The sequence below is a fragment of the Paraburkholderia sp. FW306-2-2C-D06C genome, from assembly GCF_058781505.1.
Genome location: NZ_JBYSWU010000073.1, coordinates 13,788 through 33,217 on the forward strand (window position 1 = coordinate 13,788; position 19,430 = coordinate 33,217).

The 19,430-nt window shown below is 61.4% G+C and carries 13 protein-coding genes; 7 read left to right on the plus strand and 6 right to left on the minus strand.

Features of this window, described 5'->3' with window-relative positions:
• Nucleotides 1–272 precede the first annotated feature (272 nt).
• The 3 genes from AC3WLT_RS34280 (at nucleotide 273) to AC3WLT_RS34290 (ending at nucleotide 4,234) form a co-directional block, all read left to right on the plus strand.
• The gene (locus AC3WLT_RS34280) at nucleotides 273–1,505 is read left to right on the plus strand and encodes a porin (RefSeq protein ID WP_492596045.1); all 1,233 of its coding nucleotides are present in this window, start codon (nucleotides 273–275) and stop codon (nucleotides 1,503–1,505) included.
• A 68-nt stretch (nucleotides 1,506–1,573) separates the two neighbouring features.
• Nucleotides 1,574–2,758 carry a fumarylacetoacetate hydrolase family protein gene (locus AC3WLT_RS34285; protein ID WP_429345018.1) on the plus strand — a complete coding sequence of 395 codons (1,185 nt, stop codon included), beginning with the start codon at nucleotides 1,574–1,576 and terminating at the stop codon, nucleotides 2,756–2,758.
• A gap of 33 nt (nucleotides 2,759–2,791) precedes the next feature.
• Complete coding sequence (locus tag AC3WLT_RS34290) at nucleotides 2,792–4,234, plus strand: aldehyde dehydrogenase family protein (RefSeq protein ID WP_429345017.1); 1,443 nt, start codon at nucleotides 2,792–2,794, stop codon at nucleotides 4,232–4,234.
• Between the two features lie 318 nt (nucleotides 4,235–4,552).
• Here the strand turns inward: AC3WLT_RS34290 and AC3WLT_RS34295 are convergent, their stop codons facing one another.
• The 4 genes from AC3WLT_RS34295 to AC3WLT_RS34310 form a co-directional block, all read right to left on the minus strand.
• The gene (locus AC3WLT_RS34295) at nucleotides 4,553–5,422 is read right to left on the minus strand and encodes an AraC family transcriptional regulator (RefSeq protein ID WP_007588883.1); all 870 of its coding nucleotides are present in this window, start codon (nucleotides 5,420–5,422) and stop codon (nucleotides 4,553–4,555) included.
• Between the two features lie 662 nt (nucleotides 5,423–6,084).
• Nucleotides 6,085–7,008, minus strand: a complete 924-nt coding sequence (kce, locus tag AC3WLT_RS34300) for a 3,5-dioxohexanoate:acetyl-CoA acetone transferase (protein ID WP_492596046.1) — start codon at nucleotides 7,006–7,008, stop codon at nucleotides 6,085–6,087.
• 620 nt (nucleotides 7,009–7,628) lie between these two features.
• The gene (locus AC3WLT_RS34305) at nucleotides 7,629–8,960 is read right to left on the minus strand and encodes an MFS transporter (RefSeq protein WP_492596047.1); all 1,332 of its coding nucleotides are present in this window, start codon (nucleotides 8,958–8,960) and stop codon (nucleotides 7,629–7,631) included.
• Between the two features lie 293 nt (nucleotides 8,961–9,253).
• Nucleotides 9,254–9,625 (minus strand): tautomerase family protein, encoded by a 372-nt coding sequence (locus tag AC3WLT_RS34310; protein WP_429345014.1) that lies wholly within the window; start codon nucleotides 9,623–9,625, stop codon nucleotides 9,254–9,256.
• Nucleotides 9,626–10,579: 954 nt separating this feature from the next.
• On the opposite strand from AC3WLT_RS34310, the gene AC3WLT_RS34315 reads away from it, so the two are divergent.
• The 4 genes from AC3WLT_RS34315 to AC3WLT_RS34330 all read left to right on the plus strand — a co-directional run bounded on the left by AC3WLT_RS34315 (nucleotide 10,580) and on the right by AC3WLT_RS34330 (nucleotide 16,850).
• Nucleotides 10,580–11,878, plus strand: a complete 1,299-nt coding sequence (locus tag AC3WLT_RS34315) for an ATP citrate lyase citrate-binding domain-containing protein (RefSeq protein ID WP_492596048.1) — start codon at nucleotides 10,580–10,582, stop codon at nucleotides 11,876–11,878.
• A gap of 10 nt (nucleotides 11,879–11,888) precedes the next feature.
• Nucleotides 11,889–14,588 (plus strand): CoA-binding protein, encoded by a 2,700-nt coding sequence (locus AC3WLT_RS34320; protein ID WP_492596049.1) that lies wholly within the window; start codon nucleotides 11,889–11,891, stop codon nucleotides 14,586–14,588.
• A 139-nt stretch (nucleotides 14,589–14,727) separates the two neighbouring features.
• Nucleotides 14,728–16,026 (plus strand): MFS transporter, encoded by a 1,299-nt coding sequence (locus tag AC3WLT_RS34325; RefSeq protein ID WP_492596050.1) that lies wholly within the window; start codon nucleotides 14,728–14,730, stop codon nucleotides 16,024–16,026.
• 41 nt (nucleotides 16,027–16,067) lie between these two features.
• Nucleotides 16,068–16,850: a substrate-binding domain-containing protein gene (locus AC3WLT_RS34330; protein ID WP_492596051.1), complete on the plus strand. Its 783-nt coding sequence runs from the start codon at nucleotides 16,068–16,070 to the stop codon at nucleotides 16,848–16,850.
• 15 nt (nucleotides 16,851–16,865) lie between these two features.
• Here AC3WLT_RS34330 and dctA read toward each other — a convergent pair whose 3' ends face one another.
• A complete protein-coding gene (gene dctA, locus AC3WLT_RS34335; RefSeq protein WP_492596052.1) occupies nucleotides 16,866–18,167 on the minus strand; it encodes a C4-dicarboxylate transporter DctA in 1,302 nt (433 codons plus the stop codon).
• On the minus strand, nucleotides 18,164–19,093 hold the full coding sequence (locus AC3WLT_RS34340; RefSeq protein ID WP_492596053.1) for a LysR family transcriptional regulator: 930 nt from the start codon (nucleotides 19,091–19,093) through the stop codon (nucleotides 18,164–18,166). Before AC3WLT_RS34340 ends, dctA begins: the two co-directional genes overlap by 4 nt.
• Between the last annotated feature and the right edge of the window lie 337 nt (nucleotides 19,094–19,430).

The window sequence follows — 19,430 nt, forward strand, 5'->3', positions numbered from 1 at the left end:
GGCTGCTCCGCGTAATCGCTCCTTGGGCACAACGCAAATCGGACATCCATGCAAACGTGTAACTCGGCGCCGGACGCCGGTTCGAACGTGCACGAGTTCCTCGCCTCGTCGTGCGCCGACGGATCGTCATCGATTGGCGCAGCATGGCCGTCGCGACTTCCATGTAATCGAGAAATCGAGACGTAACCGGCGACTATTAGCAGCGCACTTAAGGCGTCGGTGCCGACCTCGTTAAACAGACGTAACTCGCTTTATCCACAATAGGAGACGCAATGAGGACTTTAGACGTGACCAAGGCCGCTGTCGTCGCGGCAACGGCATTCGCGGCCGCAGCGCCGGCGTTCGCACAAAGCAGCGTCACGCTGTACGGCATCGTCGATGATTCGATCGTTTATCAGAGCAGCCAGACGTCGCTCGGCTCGACGAGCGGTGGTCGCTCGAACGTCAAGATCGCATCGGGCATCTGGGCGGGCAGCCGCTTCGGCCTGAAGGGCGCAGAAGATTTGGGTGGCGGCACCAAGGCCATCTTCCAGTTGGAGTCGGGCTTCAACATCAACAACGGTGCGCAGCAATACGCCAACGCGATGTTCGGCCGTCAAGCCTGGATCGGTCTGACGAACCAGACCTTCGGTACACTGACATTGGGTCGCCAGTACACGTCTTACTACACACTGATGGCGCCGTACAGCCCGACGAATTGGCTGACCGGCTACTTCGGCGCGCACCCGGGCGATCTGGACGCATTGGATACGATCTACCGCGCGAACAACTCGATCGTCTATACGTCTCCGAAGCTCTACGGCCTGACGGTCAGCGGCTCGTACTCGCTCGCAGGCGTGCCGGACAGCGTGTATCGCGGTTCGACGTGGTCGGCGGCGATCCAGTATCAGCAAGGCCCGATCGGCGGTACGGTTGCGTTCTCGCGCATCAACAACTCAACCGTCGGCGGCGGCGTCTACGGTGCGGATTCGACGATGAATACGGCTGGCCAATCGGGCGTGTCGGCGGTGACGAACGGCTATCAGGGTGCGCAGGCGCAGAATCGCTTCGCGGTCGGCCTTGGCTATGTATTCAACAGCGCGTGGGATCTCTCGGCGACGTACACAAACGTTCAGTACATCCCGGGCGTGCTGTCGAAGTTCACCGACGAGCAGGTTTTCAACACCGCCGGTACCGTGCTGCACTGGAAGCCCGCGACGGCATGGGACTTCGCTGCCGGCTATAGCTTCACGTGGGCGAGCAAGGCGAACGGTGTCGACGACGCAGCGTCGTATCACCAGTTCAACCTGTCCCAGTACTACGCGATATCTAAGCGCACCGGCTTCTACGCGCTCGAAGCATTCCAGCGCGCGAACGGTCGGACGCTCGGCACGCCGACGTTCCCAGGTGGCCCGACCGACCGCTCGATCGCCGCAACGGCATCAATCGGAGACGGCTTCCAGTCGGCTCCGTCGTCGTCGCGCAGCATGTTTGCAGCAGGCGTGGGTATCGTCCACCGCTTCTAGCATCACCAGAGTTTTATCCTTATTCCGGCTACGATCGCCAACACTTTCAATGCACATTGGATCCGTTCATGACCTCATATTCCAGCTATCTGCCTGACGATCTCGACGGTGCCCTGCTCGTTGGCCGCGTGTGGCGTCAAACAAAAAACGGCGCGGGACCGTGCGTCGTTGCGGTTCGCGGCGGCGAAGTGTTCGATATCTCCCGCATCGCACCAACCGTATCCGATCTTTTCGATCGCCAGGATCTCGTAGAACTCGTCCGGCAGGCTTCTGGCGAATCTCTGGGTCATGTCGGCAATCTGATCGAAACCACCGTCGCCGCACAACGGAAAGAGGGTCAACCCTACCTCCTGGCTCCCTGCGATCTGCAAGCCATCAAAGCCTGTGGCGTGACGTTTGCCGTCAGCCTTCTTGAACGCGTCATTGAAGAGCAGGCAGGCGGCGACCCTGCGAAGGCTGAGGAAGTGCGCGCTGCGATCACGCGTCTGATCGGCACCGATCTGTCGAAGATCAAGCCCGGCTCAGAAGCTGCCGTCAAGCTCAAGGAAGAACTGCAGCGACGCGGTGCATGGTCGCAGTACATGGAAGTCGGAATCGGCACCGATGCAGAGGTATTTTCGAAGGCGCAACCTATGTCTTCAGTCGGACTCGGTGCCGATATCGGCTTGCTGCCTGCTTCAAAGTGGAACAACCCTGAGCCGGAGATCGTCCTCGCAGTCAACAGCAAAGGCGAGGTGGTGGGCGCCACACTGGGTAACGACGTCAATCTGCGCGACATCGAAGGCCGTTCCGCGCTGCTGCTGGGCAAGTGCAAGGACAACAACGGCTCGTGCGCGATCGGTCCGTTTATCCGCCTGTTCGACGGACGGTTCACGCTGGACACGATCCGAGAAACGAGTGTTTCGTTGCGCGTGGAAGGTACCGACGACGGCTTCGTGCTCGAAGGCGTCAGCCATATGCAAGAGATCAGCCGTGACCCTCTTGACCTGGTAAGTCAGACCTGGGGCAAGCACCATCAATATCCCGATGGCTTCATGTTGTTCCTCGGCACGATGTTCTCTCCGATCAAGGATCGCGATGCGCCGGGTGGCGGCTTTACGCATCACCTCGGCGACCGCGTGACGATCAGCGCCCCTCCGCTTGGCGCGCTCGTCAACACCGTGCGGCTGTCGACCCAAATCGCTCCGTGGACATTCGGCGTGCGTGCGCTGTACGCCAATCTCGCCGAGCGCTCGCTGCTGAACCTCGGTTGATCAAGCAGATATTTACTCACTGACGGATTTACGATGACGCAATTCCAGAACTTCATTGGCGGCGAATGGGTCGATGGCAACGACTTCGCTCCTAATGTGAACCCTTCGGACACGAGCGACGTGATCGGCGATTTCGCACGGGCCAGCACAGATCAGACACAGAAAGCAATCGCGTCTGCACGCTCAGCCTTTCGCACCTGGTCGCTCAGTACCCCACAGCAGCGCTTTGACTTGCTCGACCAGGTCGGCGGTACCATCCTTGCGCGCAAAAACGAACTCGGTAAGCTCCTGGCACGCGAGGAAGGGAAAACGCTCGCCGAAGCAGTCGGCGAAGTGGGACGCGCCGGACAGATTTTCAAATTCTTCGCGGGCGAGGCATTGCGGGGCGGCGGCGAGATTTTGCCGTCCGTCCGCCCGGGACTGACGGTCGAAGTCACACGCGAACCGCTAGGCGTCATCGGTCTGATCACGCCGTGGAACTTCCCGATCGCTATTCCCGCCTGGAAGATCGCGCCTGCGCTCGCGTATGGAAACTGCGTGGTCATCAAGCCGGCGGAACTCGTGCCGGGCAGCGTATGGGAACTTGTCAAGATCATCGCCGAGGGCGGTGCACCGGCGGGAGTTATCAATCTGGTCATGGGTAAGGGTTCGATCGTCGGCGAAACACTCGTCAAGTCAGCCGACGTGGATGCCATCAGCTTCACCGGCTCGGTTGGGACCGGCCAGGCGATCGCCGCGAAATGCGTCGCGACCGGAAAGAAGTTCCAGCTAGAGATGGGTGGCAAGAACCCAATGGTCGTGCTCGACGACGCGGATCTCGACGTCGCCGTCGAAGCGTGTATCAACGGCGCGTTCTACTCCACCGGCCAGCGTTGTACCGCGTCCAGCCGCCTGATCGTGACGAGCGGCATCCACGACCGCTTTGTCGGGGCCATGCAGGCGCGCATGCGCAGTCTCAAGATTGGTAACGCGCTGGATGCGTCGACGCAGATCGGTCCCGTTGTCGATGCCAAACAGCTAGAACAGGACGAGCGTTATATTGAACTCGCACGCACAGAAGGTGGCTCGGTGTTTGGCGGGGGTCGTGTTCCCTCGGCAACCGAAGGATTTTTCCTGGCACCCGCTCTCGTGACCAACACGACCCCGGCGATGACGATCAACAGGGAGGAAGTGTTCGGCCCTGTCGCTTCCGTCATCAAGGTCGCGGATTACGAGGAAGCGCTTGCCGTAGCCAACGACTCGCCATTCGGCCTCTCCGCTGGCATCTGCACCATGTCGCTGGCTCATGCGAGCCATTTCAAGCGTCACGTACAGGCCGGTATGGTGATGATCAATACGGCGACCGCGGGCGTCGATTACCACGTTCCGTTCGGCGGGCGCAAAGGTTCGAGCCTGGGTCCCCGTGAACAGGGCACCTATGCGCGCGAGTTCTATACGACCGTGAAAACCGCATACGTCGCTCCCGGGAACGTTTGAGCAAGCGATGAAAGGGCCGACTACTGCCCGACGCGGCCGGCGGCAGTCGACCCCTCGCCGCCTTTTATGTTCAAACGCCAGGCGGCTGCATTCGAGCGGATTCGCGTTGAAATTGCACAATGCGATAAAACTTGCGGCAGCCGCCGCGTAAGCGCAAAACGGCTGCTTCTGACTAGGTGTATTTCAGCAGCCTGTTAAGGGCGGCAGAGAGGGGGTGGGAAGGGCTACCCCTTCCCTTTAAAGAGAAGATTCAATGGCGAATCGACGATTCGCTATTGAGAGCGATCGAAGCCAATTGGCCCTGGGGCCGCGTGGCCATCAGCGCGTCGCAGCCCTGCGGAAATCGGACGGCGTCACGCCGGTCGCCTTCTTGAATGCGGTGCTGAAGTGCTGAGCATGGCTGAAGCCGCACTCCAGCGCGACTTCAGTTGCGGTGCGACGGGGATCCAAGAGGAACTCCTTGGCCCGCTCGAGACGCAGACTGTACACAAAGCGCAAGGGTGTCTGCCCGGCACTTTCCCGAAAAGCCCGCATGAAATGCCGGGGACTAACACCGGCTACTTGCGCCAAGCCCTCGATCGTGAACGGCCTCGACAAGTCGGCCTCGATGTAGTCGATAACGCGCCGCAAGCTGCCAGGTGCGAGGCCACCGCACCGGCGAACGGTGGCTGCCTGGCTGCCGTCAACCCGCGCCAGTAGGGCGAGTGCTTGCATTGCCCAGCCCTCGGCGAACAACCCGTAAAGGCTGTCTGCATTGCGCGCCTCACGGCAAAGCACCGAAAGGCTACGTTGCAGATCTTCGTTGCCGAAGGCAATCAGCGGCCGATTGAAGTGGCAGCCGGCGTCGGACGCAACGGTCGGGTCGAGGAAGACTACCGTGTAGTCGAAGGACGCGGCTACGTCGAACTCGCCTTCGACTGAAGTCGAGGCTGGGAACAGCGCAAAGTTTGTTCCTCGTTTTATTCCCGAGTGAATGCGGCGTCCGTCGAGCTCCAGATGCAACTCTTTGAGGCCGTTCCGAAACCAGAATAGCGCGAGCCGCGGTTGACGAAAACGCCACGAGATCGGCCCGGTCGCTCGGCGCTCGAGGACTTCGAGATGGGTGGTGCGCGAGTCAACAATGGTGCCGGCTACGAGTTCGCCCCCAACCTCGCGATATTCAGCTTGTAAGTCCAGGTGACCATCCATTGCTTACCTCCGCTTCCACCTTGCGTCCGGCCTCATTGTGCGCGCGGACTCTCCCTTTACTCAGCAAGCGAATCAGTCGCTGATGAATGCCCTTATGGGGAGGGTCGCCGACGCATGGACGTCAACCGCGTCGCTTCGTCCCTGCCTATCGTACACCTCAGCTCCTCCTGCTGTGGCGCAACGGCGATGCGATGAGCCGAGACAACGGGCCTGCAAGGGGCCCGTTGCATAGTTCAGATCACCGACGCGTCCGGCGGCCGGCCCACGCTTTTGGCCGCCGGCGCAGTGGCATTCAATGGTGCTATGGCCAGCGCGTTCTGACTTGCTGCTGACGCCATCCAATATGGCGAGTTAAACGTTCGTCGAAATTTAAGTGGCGCGCATAGCCGGCCGTTCTCGACTGGGCGGGAATATGCGCCATGTGCCGTCTTGGTGACGAAAGAAGAACATGGCAACCGGACATGTCCCTCTGAATGTCTCGACGCATACGTAGCATTCGTGCCTGGACCGTCTGTTTCGGAACTTAGTGACGCGAACCATCGTCGAGGGGTCCGGGGCGAGCCAATGATCGATCATCAAGCGCAGCGATATTCCCGCACTAGCCATCGTCTTCTTCCTTTAGTCTGACGCCACAGTCCTGTCGCCAAGGTGCGGAGCAACGTTCAGAACTTGACTTTCCCAATGCCCTTCAATTGCAGGATTTCCCGGGCTTCGTTCGGGCTGGCGATTTCGAGTCCAAGCCCCTCGATAATCTGGCGCGCCTGCCGCACCTGCGCTGCACTGCTCTCGGCCAGCGTACCGCGTCCAAGCCACAGGCTGTCTTCCAATCCGACGCGCACATTGCCGCCCATACTCGCGGACATTGCTGCAAGGCGAAGCTGATCCTTGCCTGCCCCCAGCACCGACCAGCGATAGTCATTGCCGAACAGCCGGTCGGCCGTCCGCTTCATGTGCAACACGTCTTCTGGATGGGTGCCGATGCCTCCCAGGATGCCAAACACCATCTGGACAAAGAACGGCGCCTTGATCAGACCGCGCTCGACGAAGTGCGCCAAGTTGTAGAGGTGGCTCACGTCGTAGCACTCGAATTCGAAGCGCGTGTCGTTGGCGGCGCATTGCGCCAGGGCGTATTCGATATCCTTAAAGGTGTTGCGGAAAATCAGGTCGCGACTGGCTTCGAGCGCTTCGCGCTCCCAGGCATGTTTGAACTCCTTGAAACGCGCCAGCATCGGGAAAAGCGCGAAGTTCATGGAGCCCATGTTGAGAGAGGCCACCTCGGGCGCAAAGCGCATTGACGGCTGAATGCGCTCCTCGATCGTCATGTAGGGCGAGCCGCCGCTGGTGATATTCAACACCGCATCGGTGCGTGCCTTGATCTGCGGCAAGAATTGGCCGAATGCATCGGGGCTCTGGTCCGGCTTGCCCGTGACAGGATCGCGTGCATGAAGGTGAATGATCGCGGCGCCCGCTTCGGCCGCGCCGACCGAGGCTTCGGTGATCTCTTCCGGTGTAATCGGTAGATACGGCGACATCGAGGGGGTATGAATCGCACCGGTCACAGCACATGTGATGATGACTTTGCTCATACTATGAACCCGGAAATTCGCATCAGGTGGCCAGTTCGGCAGCCAGTGCGCCTGGCGAGCGAGTGCTTCGATGCTTGCAAGCTTGAATCTGCTGTTGCCGGCTTAGAGCGGGTTGACTTCATTGACTTGTCTCCTTTTATCTTCGGTATGAGTTTCACGATGCGGCGCAGGTAACCACATTCGGGGCTGAGACCTCACGGGCCAAGGACCGCCCTTGCATAGACAAGATCGCTCCCCTTAGTCCGAGCAGACTGCACCACCCTCTGTTGAGGCTCCTCAGTCTCTCGCAACGTCGCCGCTGGTGATTGCAACGCGGCGCCACCCTTGCTTGGAAGTGCCATGACATGGCGTCGTGCCGCCGGTCCGGGCCAAGCTCGTTATCGGTGGGCCTGCCGCCCAGTGCGACGTATGTAGTGCCCCAAACAGTGCTCACGCGTTGGCACCCGCCAGATCGCTTCAGAGAATTGGCCCTGGCGGAGTCAACGGCCAGGCGGACTCACCGCACTACGCGGGTAACTAAAAAAGATGCTTGACTCCGAGCATCGCACCGGTCTGGCCGACGCCTGCCCCGGGCGCAGTGCCGCCGCCGGCGCTGACCGAGTAATGCGCCATCAAGGCCGCTACCCGACCGCGCTCGCGTCATGACTGTGCAAAAAGGCCGACGTCTTGTGCTTGATCAGAGCAACCGCGACACCGCCGATCACCGCGGCCATTGCAATGGCGAGGAAGTTCTGCACCAGCGGCAGCTTCATCGAGACCAGCAGCCCGATCACGATCGGCGCCGCGATCGCGCCGATGCGCCCGACCCCCGAGGCAAACCCGAGTCCCGTCGAACGGATCGACGTCGGGTAGAACTGCCCGGCATACGCGTACAGCATGATCTGCGTGCCCAGCGTCGACGCGCCGACGACGGCAACGATCAGAAACAGCGGCTGCGCGCCGTAGCCGAGCAGCGTCAGCGAAACCGCGGCGACCGCGAAGAAAGCGGTCGTCACCCACTTGATGTGCAGCTTGTCGGCGAGCCATCCGCCACCGACGGCGCCGACGACTGCACCGGCGTTGTAGGCGACCAGGAAGTTCAGCGCGGAACCTAGGCTGTAGCCGGCCATGCCCATCAGCTTGACCAGCCAGGAACTGAGCGCATAGAGCATGAACAGGCAGGTCATGAAGGCGACCCAGAACATCACCGAGCTGAAGCCGCGGCCGTCCAGGAACAGCCTGCCTGCGGTCGGGCCTACGGCCATGTCCTCGGCCGGAACGAGGAACTCCTCGTGCGGCTCGAGCCGCATGTCCGGCCGGATCTTCCGGACCACTTCGCGCAGATGCGTGTCGTCGTGTTGCTTGATCAGGAACGGCAGCGACTCAGGCATGTACTTCAGCATGAACGGGATCAGCACCACTGGGGCGCCCGCGGCGACGAACACCGATTGCCAGCCGTAGGTCTCGATGAACTGCTTGCCGAGCAGCGCGGCGAGGATGCTGCCGGCCGCGTAGCCGCAGCACATCAGCGTGACCATCACGCCGCGCACCTTCTTCGGTGAGTATTCGGTCATCTGCGCCGCCGCATTCGGGATCGCGCCGCCGATGCCGAGCCCGGCGAGGAAGCGCATCACGCTGAAGGTGATTGGGTCGTTGGTGAACCCGGCAGCCGCGGTGAAGACGCCGAACAAGAACACGCAGATCGAGATCGCCCAGCGGCGGCCGATCTTGTCGGCCAGCGCGCCGAGCAGGATCGCACCGAACATCATGCCGAAGAGCGCCGAACTGGCCATGAAGCCCGCGGTCGCGGCCTCGACATTCATCGCCTTCATGATCGACGGAAGCGCGGTGCCGGCGACCGCCAGGTCGTAGCCGTCGAGCACCAGGATCATGAAACACCAGATCAGCACCGACCAGTGAAAGCTGTTGAACTTCGCCTCCTCGGCCAGTTTGTGAACATCTATCCGGTGCATGGTTTCTCCTTGGAGAGTTTGAGCGGAGAGATGCCTCTAGCTCCGAGCCGGCATCAGGTGGCAAGCTCGGGAGCCAGTGCGCCCGACGAGCGAGTGCTTCGATGCTTGCAAGCTTGAATCTGCTGTTGCCGGCTTAGGGCGGGTTGACTTCATTGACTTGTCTCCTTTTATCTTCGGTACGAGGTTCAGGAAGCGGCGCAGGTAACCACATTCGGGGCTGAGACCTCACGGGCCAATGACCGCCCTTGCATAGACAAGGTCGCTTCCCTTAGTCCGAGCCGGCTGCAGCACCCTCACACGCGAGGGGCTTCGGGCAGGCGTTCACCGGCGCGCACGACGTATTTGGCGGGATACAGTGCGACGAGAACCTCGACTTCGTCCTCCGGTGCCCCGGTGCACGCGCTCCAGATGGAGCTCACCTTTTTGGCCAGCGATAGCACGGCGCCGTCGCTGCGCCCATCCCGTATGTGGCAGAAGATCAGCGTTTCGGAAGTGGGCTCTCCCGAACGGTAGGTGTTCTCGGACGTGACTTCATGGAATACGACGCTGATCAAGTCGAGCGGCGAGAGGATGATCTCCTTGATCGCGCTCGTGAACTCGCTGGCGATCTTGGCCTTGACGTCAGCTTCGATTCCGACCTTGCATTCGCAAACAATAACGGGCATGTTGTGTCTCCGTGAAGATGGGCTATTGGAGCCCTCAGTCTCTCGGAACGCCGCCTTTGGTGATTGCAACGCGGCGCCACCCTTGCTTAGAAGTGCCATGACATGGATTTCTGGCCGATACGGCTTGCGTGTGCGTCAAAGACTTTGCCGGAAGCGCCGCGTCTTGGACGTGCGGTTTGACCCGTTCGTGAACGACGGCTCGATAGATTCGCTGTGGTTTCACACTCCGCCGTTGGCGTTCGATGTCCACTTACGCCTCTGCGTTGTCCCTTGTGTGCAGGTGTGATCGTCACAGAAAAGGAAATTTTTCACTTCGATGTCAGCGCGCGGGCGATGTTACGAAAGGGACTGTTTTCGACGCGAGCTGGTCATCCGAATGGCCACGTGTCTATCGCTGTGACTGACGCACCTTGGCCGACTGCTGCCCGAGGCGGTCGGCGGCAGTCGACCCTGTACGGACGGTCTCTTGCATATGTCGAATGTCCCTTCATTCGCCCATGACGGACCATCAACTGAAGTCACATCACAGATTGGACCGCTGACCCGTCTGCCCCGACAGGCAGCGCAGAGGAACGTGGCGGTGATGCCACATTTCATCCAGCTGCATTGATAACATCTAAACATCAATGCTTCGAAAAAATGCACTTATCGCGTAACTCCATTTGCGTGAGTATCTGTACTCAAGATTCCAGCGAGATTGGAACGAAAGTAAAACGCATCGGAGACAAGGCCATGTACAACGCAAGGCGCACCTGGAGCGCCTAACGATCGCCCCTTGGGCGGGTAGTCTCGAGCCCCAGCCGGTTCGAGCACCGGACAACTCAACACACATCAGCCACGCATTCCGAACGCCATCGGCGTCACGGCCGCTTGTCACGCCTGGCGCTTTCGCCTAACGACCAATCCGAACACCCGTTTCTTTTTATATCGCTATGCCCTTCAGGAGACAACTTCATGCAAATCACCGGTATGTTGCACGGCGCGCGCCTGTTGCAATTCGTCGGATTTCCGGCGAGTGAGATCCTCGGCCCGAGCGCCAGCGAGGAGGAGATCAAGACTTTGATCGATCGTCATCGCCAGATATTCATCAAACCCGTTTTCAAAGGCGGAGTGGGAAAGAAGGGGAAGGCGGGTTTACTCGGCCGCGCGACCGATCTCAAGACGGCGTTGATCGAAAAAGAGCGGTTGTACTTCGCCGAGCATTCCGTCGGCCACCTGAAAGCAAAGTCGAATGGCGTGACGTTCGAAGCCGGCGTTCCGGCCCAGCATGAGGTCTATTTCTCGATCACCGACTCCACGCGTTTTCGTGCGCCGACCATGACGCTCTCGCATAAGGGCGGCATGGATATCGAAGAGGTCGACCCGAAGCATGTGGCGATGGTGCCCTTCGACGCGTTGACGGGTTTAAAGGCGTTCGTCGTGGCGAACGCGCTGAGCGAGATTGGTGCGCCGAAGGAGATCATCTCGCCGCTCGTGCAGCAGTTGCCGAAACTCTGGGAACTCTTTCACGATTTCGGCATGACGACACTGGAGTTGAATCCGATCCGCATGCGCGAGGACAAGAAGGGGCGCCTTACACCGGTCGCCTGCGACTTCAAGTGCGGTTTCGATCGCGACGATCCGCGATGGACGCGCCTCGGGCTGCCGCAACACCTGTTCGCAGCGGACTACTCCGACTTCGAACAGGAGATCAATCAGTTGCGCACGCACCAGGGCCAGAGCGATGTGTATGTGATCAACGAGAAAGGCACGATTCTCGCGCCGACGTTCGGCGGCGGCGCAAACTCGCTCGTGACCGAAATGCTCGGCGACGCCGCGATCATCTCGTCGGATTTCGGCGGCAATCCCCCGTACGCGAAGATGAAGGAAGTGGCCCGTATCTGCTTCAAACACTGGCTCAAGCAGTCGAATGTGCTCTTCATCATCGGCGGCAAGTCGAACAACACTGACATCTTCGAGACGCTGCGAGCGATGGCCGACGCTCTTCGCGAACACTTCAGCGAGCATGGGCCGACGCCGCTTTACGTGGTGCTGGGCCGGGGAGGCCCGAACCTCGTGCGTGGGATGGCCGCGCTGAGAGACACATGCGACTCGCTCGGTCTGCCCTATCGGCTCTTCGGATTCGACTCTGACATCAGCGAGGTCATCCAGTACGCGCGTCAGGCGGACGCCTGGATGCGCGCCAGTGGCCGGGCCGAGATCGCAGCACGGATCGGCGCACCCGCGACGGAAACCGAAACGGCTCAAGCCTGAGGAGAGCAACGTGTACAAGCAAAACAGCAGCCAGTTCAAGTATTTCGTCGGCGTCAACTCGCTGGCGCAGATCGCCACGCGTGACGATCGCGTGTGCGTGCTCAATATCCTGGGCGGTGAGTCCTCGGACGTGACGCCCGTCAGTCACGCGTTCTCAGGCGGGAATATTGTCTTCGGCACGGCGCCGGGGAAAGGCGGGCAAGTGCTCACCACATCGATCGGAGATATCCCGGTCTACAACAACGTCCGCGAGGGTCTGGAAGCGGGGCATCGGTTCAACTGCGGCGTGGTCTATCTACCGCCATCGGCGGCCCGCGACGGCGTCGCCGAACTGATCCGCGTCAATCCCGATCTGAAGAAGATTTTCATCATCACCGAAAAGATCGCCGTACACGACGCCCGCGAAATTCGCGCGATGGGTCAGCAAGCGGGCATCGACATCTTCGGTGCGAACGGGCTCGGCGTCGCTGACTCGTGGAATCGCGTAAGAATCGGCGGAGCACTCGGCGGCGATAGTCCGGACGATTCATTGCGCAAGGGATCGATCGCCATCTTCTCGAACTCCGGCGGCTTCAGTACGACGATCGCGCAGTACCTGCGCATGAGCGGCTGGGGCACATCGACCGTCATCTCGAGCGGCAAGGACGTCTACATCCACTATGCCGCGCCGGAATTTGCGTTCGCACTCGCCAACGATGCTCGAAGCAAGGCCGCTGTGCTCTATTGCGAACCGGGTGGCTACTACGAGGCCGATGCGGCCTTCACGAAACCGGTGGTCGCCTGTGTGGTGGGCCGGTGGAAGAGCCGCCTCACGCGTGCGGTCGGCCATGCGGGCGCGATGGCCGGTGGCTCCGACGACGCGCAAGCCAAGGAGCGCTGGTTCATGGAAATGTTCGGCGTAGACCGCCTCTTCACGCCTGACGATCCGTGCTGCTCCGCCAGGGGCGCGGTCGTCACGAACATCGCGCATATCCCGGCGGCGCTGACCGCCGTCATGCGCGCCAACGCGACGATGCCTGACTTCGAGCCCGAAGGCAGCCTTGCGCTCAAGCCGTGGTTCGGCTCCGACCAAGGAATTCAGCTTCCGTCCGACCTTGCGATCCCCGTAGTGGGAGCAGTCGCGCCCTACGACGAGCAAGTCTTGCAGGTCAATCGACAAGTCGGTGCGATTGCGCCACGTCAGGCGTTGAAGGATGCGTCGGGAGCATCGCAGATGGATGCGAAAACGCAAGTGAGCAGCCTGTATGGCGCCTCGATGCTCGACGCGGCGACGCATTCGCTCGAAGCGAACGTCAGCCTTGCCCTGCTTCACGAGTTCGGCGGAGAAAACGACGAGAAGCTCATCAATGTCGCGATCGCTGCGTCCGTCAATCTGCACGGAACGCCGGAGCTCGCGGCAGCGCAGGCCGCACGCGAGGCCGGCAATGCACCCAACGCCATCCTGGCCGCCGCGGCCTCGATCATCGGGCCGAATCGTCAGCGCGCGGCGCGGGATGCCGCGAAATGGATGATCGAACGCTTCTCGGCAGCCAGCCTGACGAGTACGCTCGACGAGAACTTCGACATCGCACGGATCGACGTCAGCGGTTGCGAGCCGCTCTTTGCCAACACGCGCGATCTGCGCGCCGAAGCGATGCTCGCGGGACTCGCCGAGCGTGGAGTCAGATCGGTCCTCGTGCGCTGGCTCACATCTCAGCCCGCTCACCCGACGGCAGACGCCGTTCTGGCAGCGATCTGCGTGACGCTCGCGTGGGGACCGCTGATGCGCAAGCGCATCTCGCGCGTCACGGCCGAGAGCCTGCCCTGGTGGACCATGTTGTTCGGGACGCTGATCGGTGCATCGGCGGACGCCTCGCGACACTGTCCCGACGGCTTTTGCGGCTTTACCACGCAAGCGCTGCTGAACGAACGCAGCCTGACCGAAATCTGTTTTGCCGCGTTGCTCAACCTTGCGCCGGAGCCCAACGATCTGTTCGCCTTCAAGACGCTCGTCGGTCTGCTGCTCACCAACGGTCCGGGAGCCATCTCGGCGCAGGGAGCAAAGGGCGCAGTATCCGCTGACGGCCCGGAAAGCCCCGAGCGCGTGCAACTCAACAAGGCGCTGGTCGGCTTTCTCACCCATACAGGTTATACGCATGGCGGCAATGGCTATGAAGGCATCGCGTTCCTGATCGAAGCGTTCAGGGACAGCGGGCTTGCCGATCCGTCCGACCCCGCGCACGGCGTGGACCTGCGCTCGCTGGCCGAGCGCTCGGTCGAGCGCTATGCGCAGTACAAGGCCCGACAGAAGCATGCCGGCAGCCTCGATATCGCGAAGCTGCCGGGCGTGAACCATCCGGTCTTCAAGGACAGGCCGGTCAACTACGACCCGCGCGAAGTGTTCATCGCGGAACTGTGCGAGAAGCGTGGGGAATATAACGTGTTCCATGCTTTCTATCGCGAACTGGTGCAGGCGTTGTTTGATGCCGGCGTCTCCCGCAACGTGTACTGCGTAAACGTCGATGCCGTGATCGCGGCGCTGCTGCTGAAGATGCTGTGGCAGCCGCTGCAACGTGGTGAATTGACTGAGACCGATCTGGAAACCGCCGCATTCACGATCTTCCTTTATCCTCGCATGCTCGGATGCGCGGCGGAAATCGACGATCACCTGAACCGGGGGCGCAACATGGACACCCGAACGCCCGCGTCCCAGTGCCGCTTCGTAGCTTGAGCGCTTCGGCGACACTGATAGCCAACGCACATCAATCGTTTCGAAAATAGCACTTATCGTTTCGTGTGGTTCGGGCGAATATTCGACAAACAACAAATCGCCCGAACACCGCAAGTTCAAAATTTCTGGAGACACCTCGATGCATCCCTCCTCACCCCCGCTGGCCCCCGGGCAATCGAAGGCATCCGCCGTGCTACGCGTGACGGCAGGCAACTTCCTGGAGCAGTTCGACTTCTTCCTGTTCGGCTTCTATGCCACGCAGATTGCCGCGGTCTTTTTCCCGGCGGGGAGCGAGTTCGCTTCACTGATGATGACGTTCGCAGTGTTCGGCGCGGGCTTCCTGATGCGGCCGCTCGGCGCGATCATCCTCGGCGCGTATATCGACGATCTCGGTCGCCGTAAGGGCCTGATTGTCACGCTGTCGATCATGGCGAGCGGCACCATCCTGATCGCGTTCGTGCCCGGCTATGCGACGATCGGACTGTTCGCCCCGGCCCTGGTTCTCATTGGCCGTCTGCTGCAGGGCTTCTCCGCGGGTGCGGAACTGGGCGGCGTATCAGTTTATCTCGCCGAGATGGCGACGCCGGGCCGCAAGGGTTTCTTCACGAGCTGGCAGTCGGCGAGCCAGCAGGTGGCGATCGTCATCGCTGCCGCGCTCGGCTTCGCGCTAAATCAGTGGCTCGACACGGCGGCGATCGCTGCGTGGGGATGGCGCGTGCCGTTCTTCGTCGGCTGCATGATCGTGCCTTTCATCTTCATCTTGCGGCGCAATCTCGAGGAAACGCAGGAATTCAAACAGCGCCAGCATCGGCCGAGCATGAAAGAAGTCTTTACGACGCTCGTGCAGAACTGGAATGTCGTGATCGCGGGCGTGCTGCTGGTCGCAATGACCACCACGAGCTTCTATCTGATCACGGTGTATGCGCCGACCTTTGGCAAGACGGTCCTGCATCTGAGCACCGCCGATAGCCTGCTCGTCACGCTGTGCGTGGGGATCTCCAACTTCATCTGGCTGCCGATTGGTGGCGCGTTATCGGACCGGATCGGACGCCGTCCGCTCCTTCTCGGAATGACGATCCTGGCGATTGCGACCGCTTACCCCGCGCTATCGCTGCTGGCTCACGCTCCGAGCTTCGTCAACATGCTGCTTGTGCTGCTCTGGCTCTCGTTCATGTACGGGATGTACAACGGCGCGATGGTCGTCGCACTCACCGAAGTGATGCCGGTCGAAGTGCGTGTCGCTGGATTCTCGCTGGCCTACAGCCTTGCGACGGCGGTCTTTGGCGGTTTCACACCCGTTATCTCGACCGCGCTCATTCACATGACGGGCGATAAAGCCGCGCCGGGCTACTGGATGAGCTTCGCCGCGGTGTGCGGGCTCGGTGCCACACTCGCACTGTATCGGCGCCGTCGCGTTCCGCTGCATGCGGCTTCCTGAAGCATCGCTTCGCTCCTCGAACTTCAGCCTGACTTTCAACCATGAAATCCATCCTTCTGAAACTCTGCACCGCGGCGCTCCTCGGCAGCGCCGCCGCTGCGGCGAATGTGCAGGCCGCCGATCTGCACGTGATGAGCTCGGGCGGCTTCACCGCCGCCTACAAGCTGCTCGGCCCGAAGTTCGCGGCGTCCACGGGCAACACGCTCGATACCGCGCTCGGACCGTCGATGGGCAAGTCGCCGGAGGCCATTCCGAACCGGCTTCAGCGCGGCGAGCTTGCCGACGTGGTGATCATGGTCGGCTATGCACTCGACGACCTCATCAAGCAGGGCAAGGTGATCCCCGATTCGCGTGTCGAGCTCGCGGATTCGCGCATCGGCATGGTCGTGCGCGATGGCGCGCCGAAGCCCGACATCGGGTCTGAGGCGGCGCTCAAGGAAACCTTGCTGCATGCCCGGTCGATAGCTTACTCGGATAGCGCGAGCGGCGTCTATATCGAGCGCGAGTTGTTCAAGCGGCTCGGCATCGAGGAACAGGTGAAGACCAAGGCGAAGATGATCCCGAAGATCCCGGTGGCGTCGGTGGTTGCAACCGGCGACTACGAAGTGGGATTTCAGCAGGTGAGCGAGTTGCTCCCGGTGAAGGGCGCAGCGTACGTCGGCAAGATTCCGGAGTCGATGCAGTCCGTCACGCGCTTTGCGGCCGGCATCCCGGTCGGCGCGCAGCATCCGAAGGAGGCGAAAGCGCTGCTCGACTATCTCGCGTCACCCGCCGTGCAGCCGGAGGTGACATCGACCGGGCTCGATTCCGTCGCCACTCATTGAGACGACGGCAACGATTCAGCTCGGCAGGTCGGCGGGCTGATCGAAAGCTTCTTCGGGCTCATGCGCCAGGCTCAATGCTTCTTTCAGACGCGCCCGGTCGCAGGCGCGCTCCCACATCGATACGAAGATCACCGCGCAGGCGTTGCTGATCACGCTCGTCAGGGCACGCGCCTCGGACATGAAGCGATCGATGCCGACCAGTAGCGCGACGCCTGCAACCGGCAGATCGGGAATGACGGCGAGCGTCGCGACGAGCGCAACCAGTCCGCTGCCCGACACGCCCGCCGCGCCCTTCGACGTGATCAGCATCACCACGAGCATCGTCGCGATCTGGCCGCCCGAGAGGTGTACATCGCACGCTTGCGCGATGAACATCGAGGCGAGCGTCAGGTAGATCGCCGTGCCGTCGAGATTGAAGGAATAGCCGGCGGGCAGCACGAGACCCACGATGCCCTTGTCGCAGCCAAGCGCTTCGAGCTTGACGATGAGGCGCGGCAGCACCGGTTCGGTCGACGACGTCGCGAGCACGATGACGAGTTCCTCGCGAATGTAGCGCAGCAAACGCCAGAGGGAGAAGCGATGCAGGCGTGCGAGCGGACCGAGCACGCAGACGACGAACAGCAGGCACGCCGCATAGAACGACAACACCAGCATGCCGAGCGAGCCAATCGAACGGATGCCGAAACGGCCCACCGTGAACGCCATCGCGCCGAATGCCCCGACGGGGGCAAGCCGCATGATCAGCGCGAGGATGCGGAACAGCACGTGTGCGAAGCTATCGATGAATTCCTGCACTCGCCGTCCGGCGCTTCCGCTGGCGTTCATTGCGAAGCCGAACAGAAGGGCAAGCAGCAGGACCGGCAGAACCTCGCCTTTCTCGAAGGCGCCGACGAGCGTCTCCGGAATCACATGCAGCGCGAATTCGACAAGTCCGTGCGTCTGCGTGCGAGTCGAATACTGCGCGAGGATGGTGGTGTCCAGATGATGTGCGTCGATATGCAGTCCCGCGCCCGGATGCAGCGCGAACGCGCTCGCGAGCCCCAGGACGAGTGCAACGATGGTAAGAAAGTAGAACAACGCCAGCGCCTTCAGGATGGTCCGGCCGATCTTCGAGCCGCTCGCAAGCGATGTGATGCCGGTGACGATCGTGCAGAAGACGATTGGCGCGATCATCATGCGTACCAGCGCGACGAACGCATCGCTGAGCGGTTTCAGCGACGCGCCGACCTGTGGCCAGAAGTGGCCGACAGTCATGCCGAGCCCCATTCCAAGCAGGACCTGGACGTAGAGCAGCCTAAAGGGCCGTGGTAGTGTCATTTCGGGGTCTTCTTCGCCGCACCGACCATGCCACTGCGCTTCGTGTCGAGGATCGTCTGGTAGAACTGCTGCGCGGCCGGCGCGAGGGGGCGTCCCCGGCGTCTGACAATGCCGACTCGCCTCGTCACGACCGGATCGACGAGCGGCACGCTGGTCAAAATCGGATGGTCGCGCATGGGCATTGCCATTGAAGGCACCGCTGCCACACCGAGTCCCGCTTCGATCAGGCCGAGCATGGTGGTGACATGGCGAGTCTCGCAGACGCTCGCCACTGCTGGCGCCACGTTGGTCAACGCCTGATCGAGCAGCAGGCGGTTGCCGGAAGTCTTGTCGACGGAAACGTATTCGTGTTCATAAAGCTCGCTCCAGGTCACCTGCTTTTTCCGAGCAAGGGGATGATCGCGACGACACGCGGCGACGAACCGTTCCTGCAGCAGGACCTTGAACTCGACCTCGGTTTCCTGGCTGCCCATGAAGCTGACGCCGAAATCGGCTTCACCGCTGATGACCGAGCCGAGCACTTCGTTGGCGCTCGAGTCCAGCAGCTTGACCCGGATCCGCGGATAGCGGCTGTGATAGGCGGCAACGACGCTCGGCAGGAAATAGTAGGCGACCGACGGCACACATGCGATGGTCACATGACCGAGGCGGCTGCTGGAGACGTCGCGGATGCCGAGCAACGCGACATCGAGATCGTCGAGAAGTTGTTCCGCGCTTGGGGCGAACACGCGACCTATGGTGGTGAGCGTCACGCTGCGGGTGGTCCGCTCGAAGAGCCGCACGCCGAGCGCCGCTTCGAGCTTCTCGATGCGCCGGCTCAGCGCTGGCTGCGAAATATTGACCGCCTCCGCTGCTTTGCGGAAGCTACCCAACTCCGCGACGGCTCGAAACGCCTGCAAATCGTTCAGGTCGAAGTTGACGCCCACGGGCCATCCTCCGCATTTTAGATGCGACTATTTTGCATGATACGGACGCGCCCTTCGAGGCAACACTCGGTGATTAGCCCGCGAGGGGTCACCGAAGTCGGGATCGAGGGGCCGGTTTCGTCGTGTCAGCGGTCATTCATGGCCGAGAGGTGGGCGTCTCTTCATGGCCGAAGCCGGCCCGACGCAGACCTCGATCGATCGCTGGTCGCAGCAGATATTCGAAAGGCAGAGACCGACCCACTCCGGTCAGTCGACCTTCTCCAAACCGGCCAGTCAGCCGAATCGAGGTTTTGCGAACTCGAGCGCCACTAAGCGGCCGTTGGCGACCTCACCCAAT

What these genes read in the sequence shown, in the direction of transcription:
- AC3WLT_RS34280 (WP_492596045.1), top strand. Translation starts at nt 273, where the DNA reads ATGAGGACTTTAGACGTGACCAAGGCCGCTGTCGTCGCGGCAACGGCA.
- AC3WLT_RS34330 (WP_492596051.1), top strand. Translation starts at nt 16,068, where the DNA reads ATGAAATCCATCCTTCTGAAACTCTGCACCGCGGCGCTCCTCGGCAGC.
- AC3WLT_RS34305 (WP_492596047.1), bottom strand. Translation starts at nt 8,960, where the DNA reads ATGCACCGGATAGATGTTCACAAACTGGCCGAGGAGGCGAAGTTCAAC.
- AC3WLT_RS34315 (WP_492596048.1), top strand. Translation starts at nt 10,580, where the DNA reads ATGCAAATCACCGGTATGTTGCACGGCGCGCGCCTGTTGCAATTCGTC.
- dctA (WP_492596052.1), bottom strand. Translation starts at nt 18,167, where the DNA reads ATGACACTACCACGGCCCTTTAGGCTGCTCTACGTCCAGGTCCTGCTT.
- AC3WLT_RS34285 (WP_429345018.1), top strand. Translation starts at nt 1,574, where the DNA reads ATGACCTCATATTCCAGCTATCTGCCTGACGATCTCGACGGTGCCCTG.
- kce (WP_492596046.1), bottom strand. Translation starts at nt 7,008, where the DNA reads ATGAGCAAAGTCATCATCACATGTGCTGTGACCGGTGCGATTCATACC.
- AC3WLT_RS34290 (WP_429345017.1), top strand. Translation starts at nt 2,792, where the DNA reads ATGACGCAATTCCAGAACTTCATTGGCGGCGAATGGGTCGATGGCAAC.
- AC3WLT_RS34325 (WP_492596050.1), top strand. Translation starts at nt 14,728, where the DNA reads ATGCATCCCTCCTCACCCCCGCTGGCCCCCGGGCAATCGAAGGCATCC.
- AC3WLT_RS34310 (WP_429345014.1), bottom strand. Translation starts at nt 9,625, where the DNA reads ATGCCCGTTATTGTTTGCGAATGCAAGGTCGGAATCGAAGCTGACGTC.
- AC3WLT_RS34295 (WP_007588883.1), bottom strand. Translation starts at nt 5,422, where the DNA reads ATGGATGGTCACCTGGACTTACAAGCTGAATATCGCGAGGTTGGGGGC.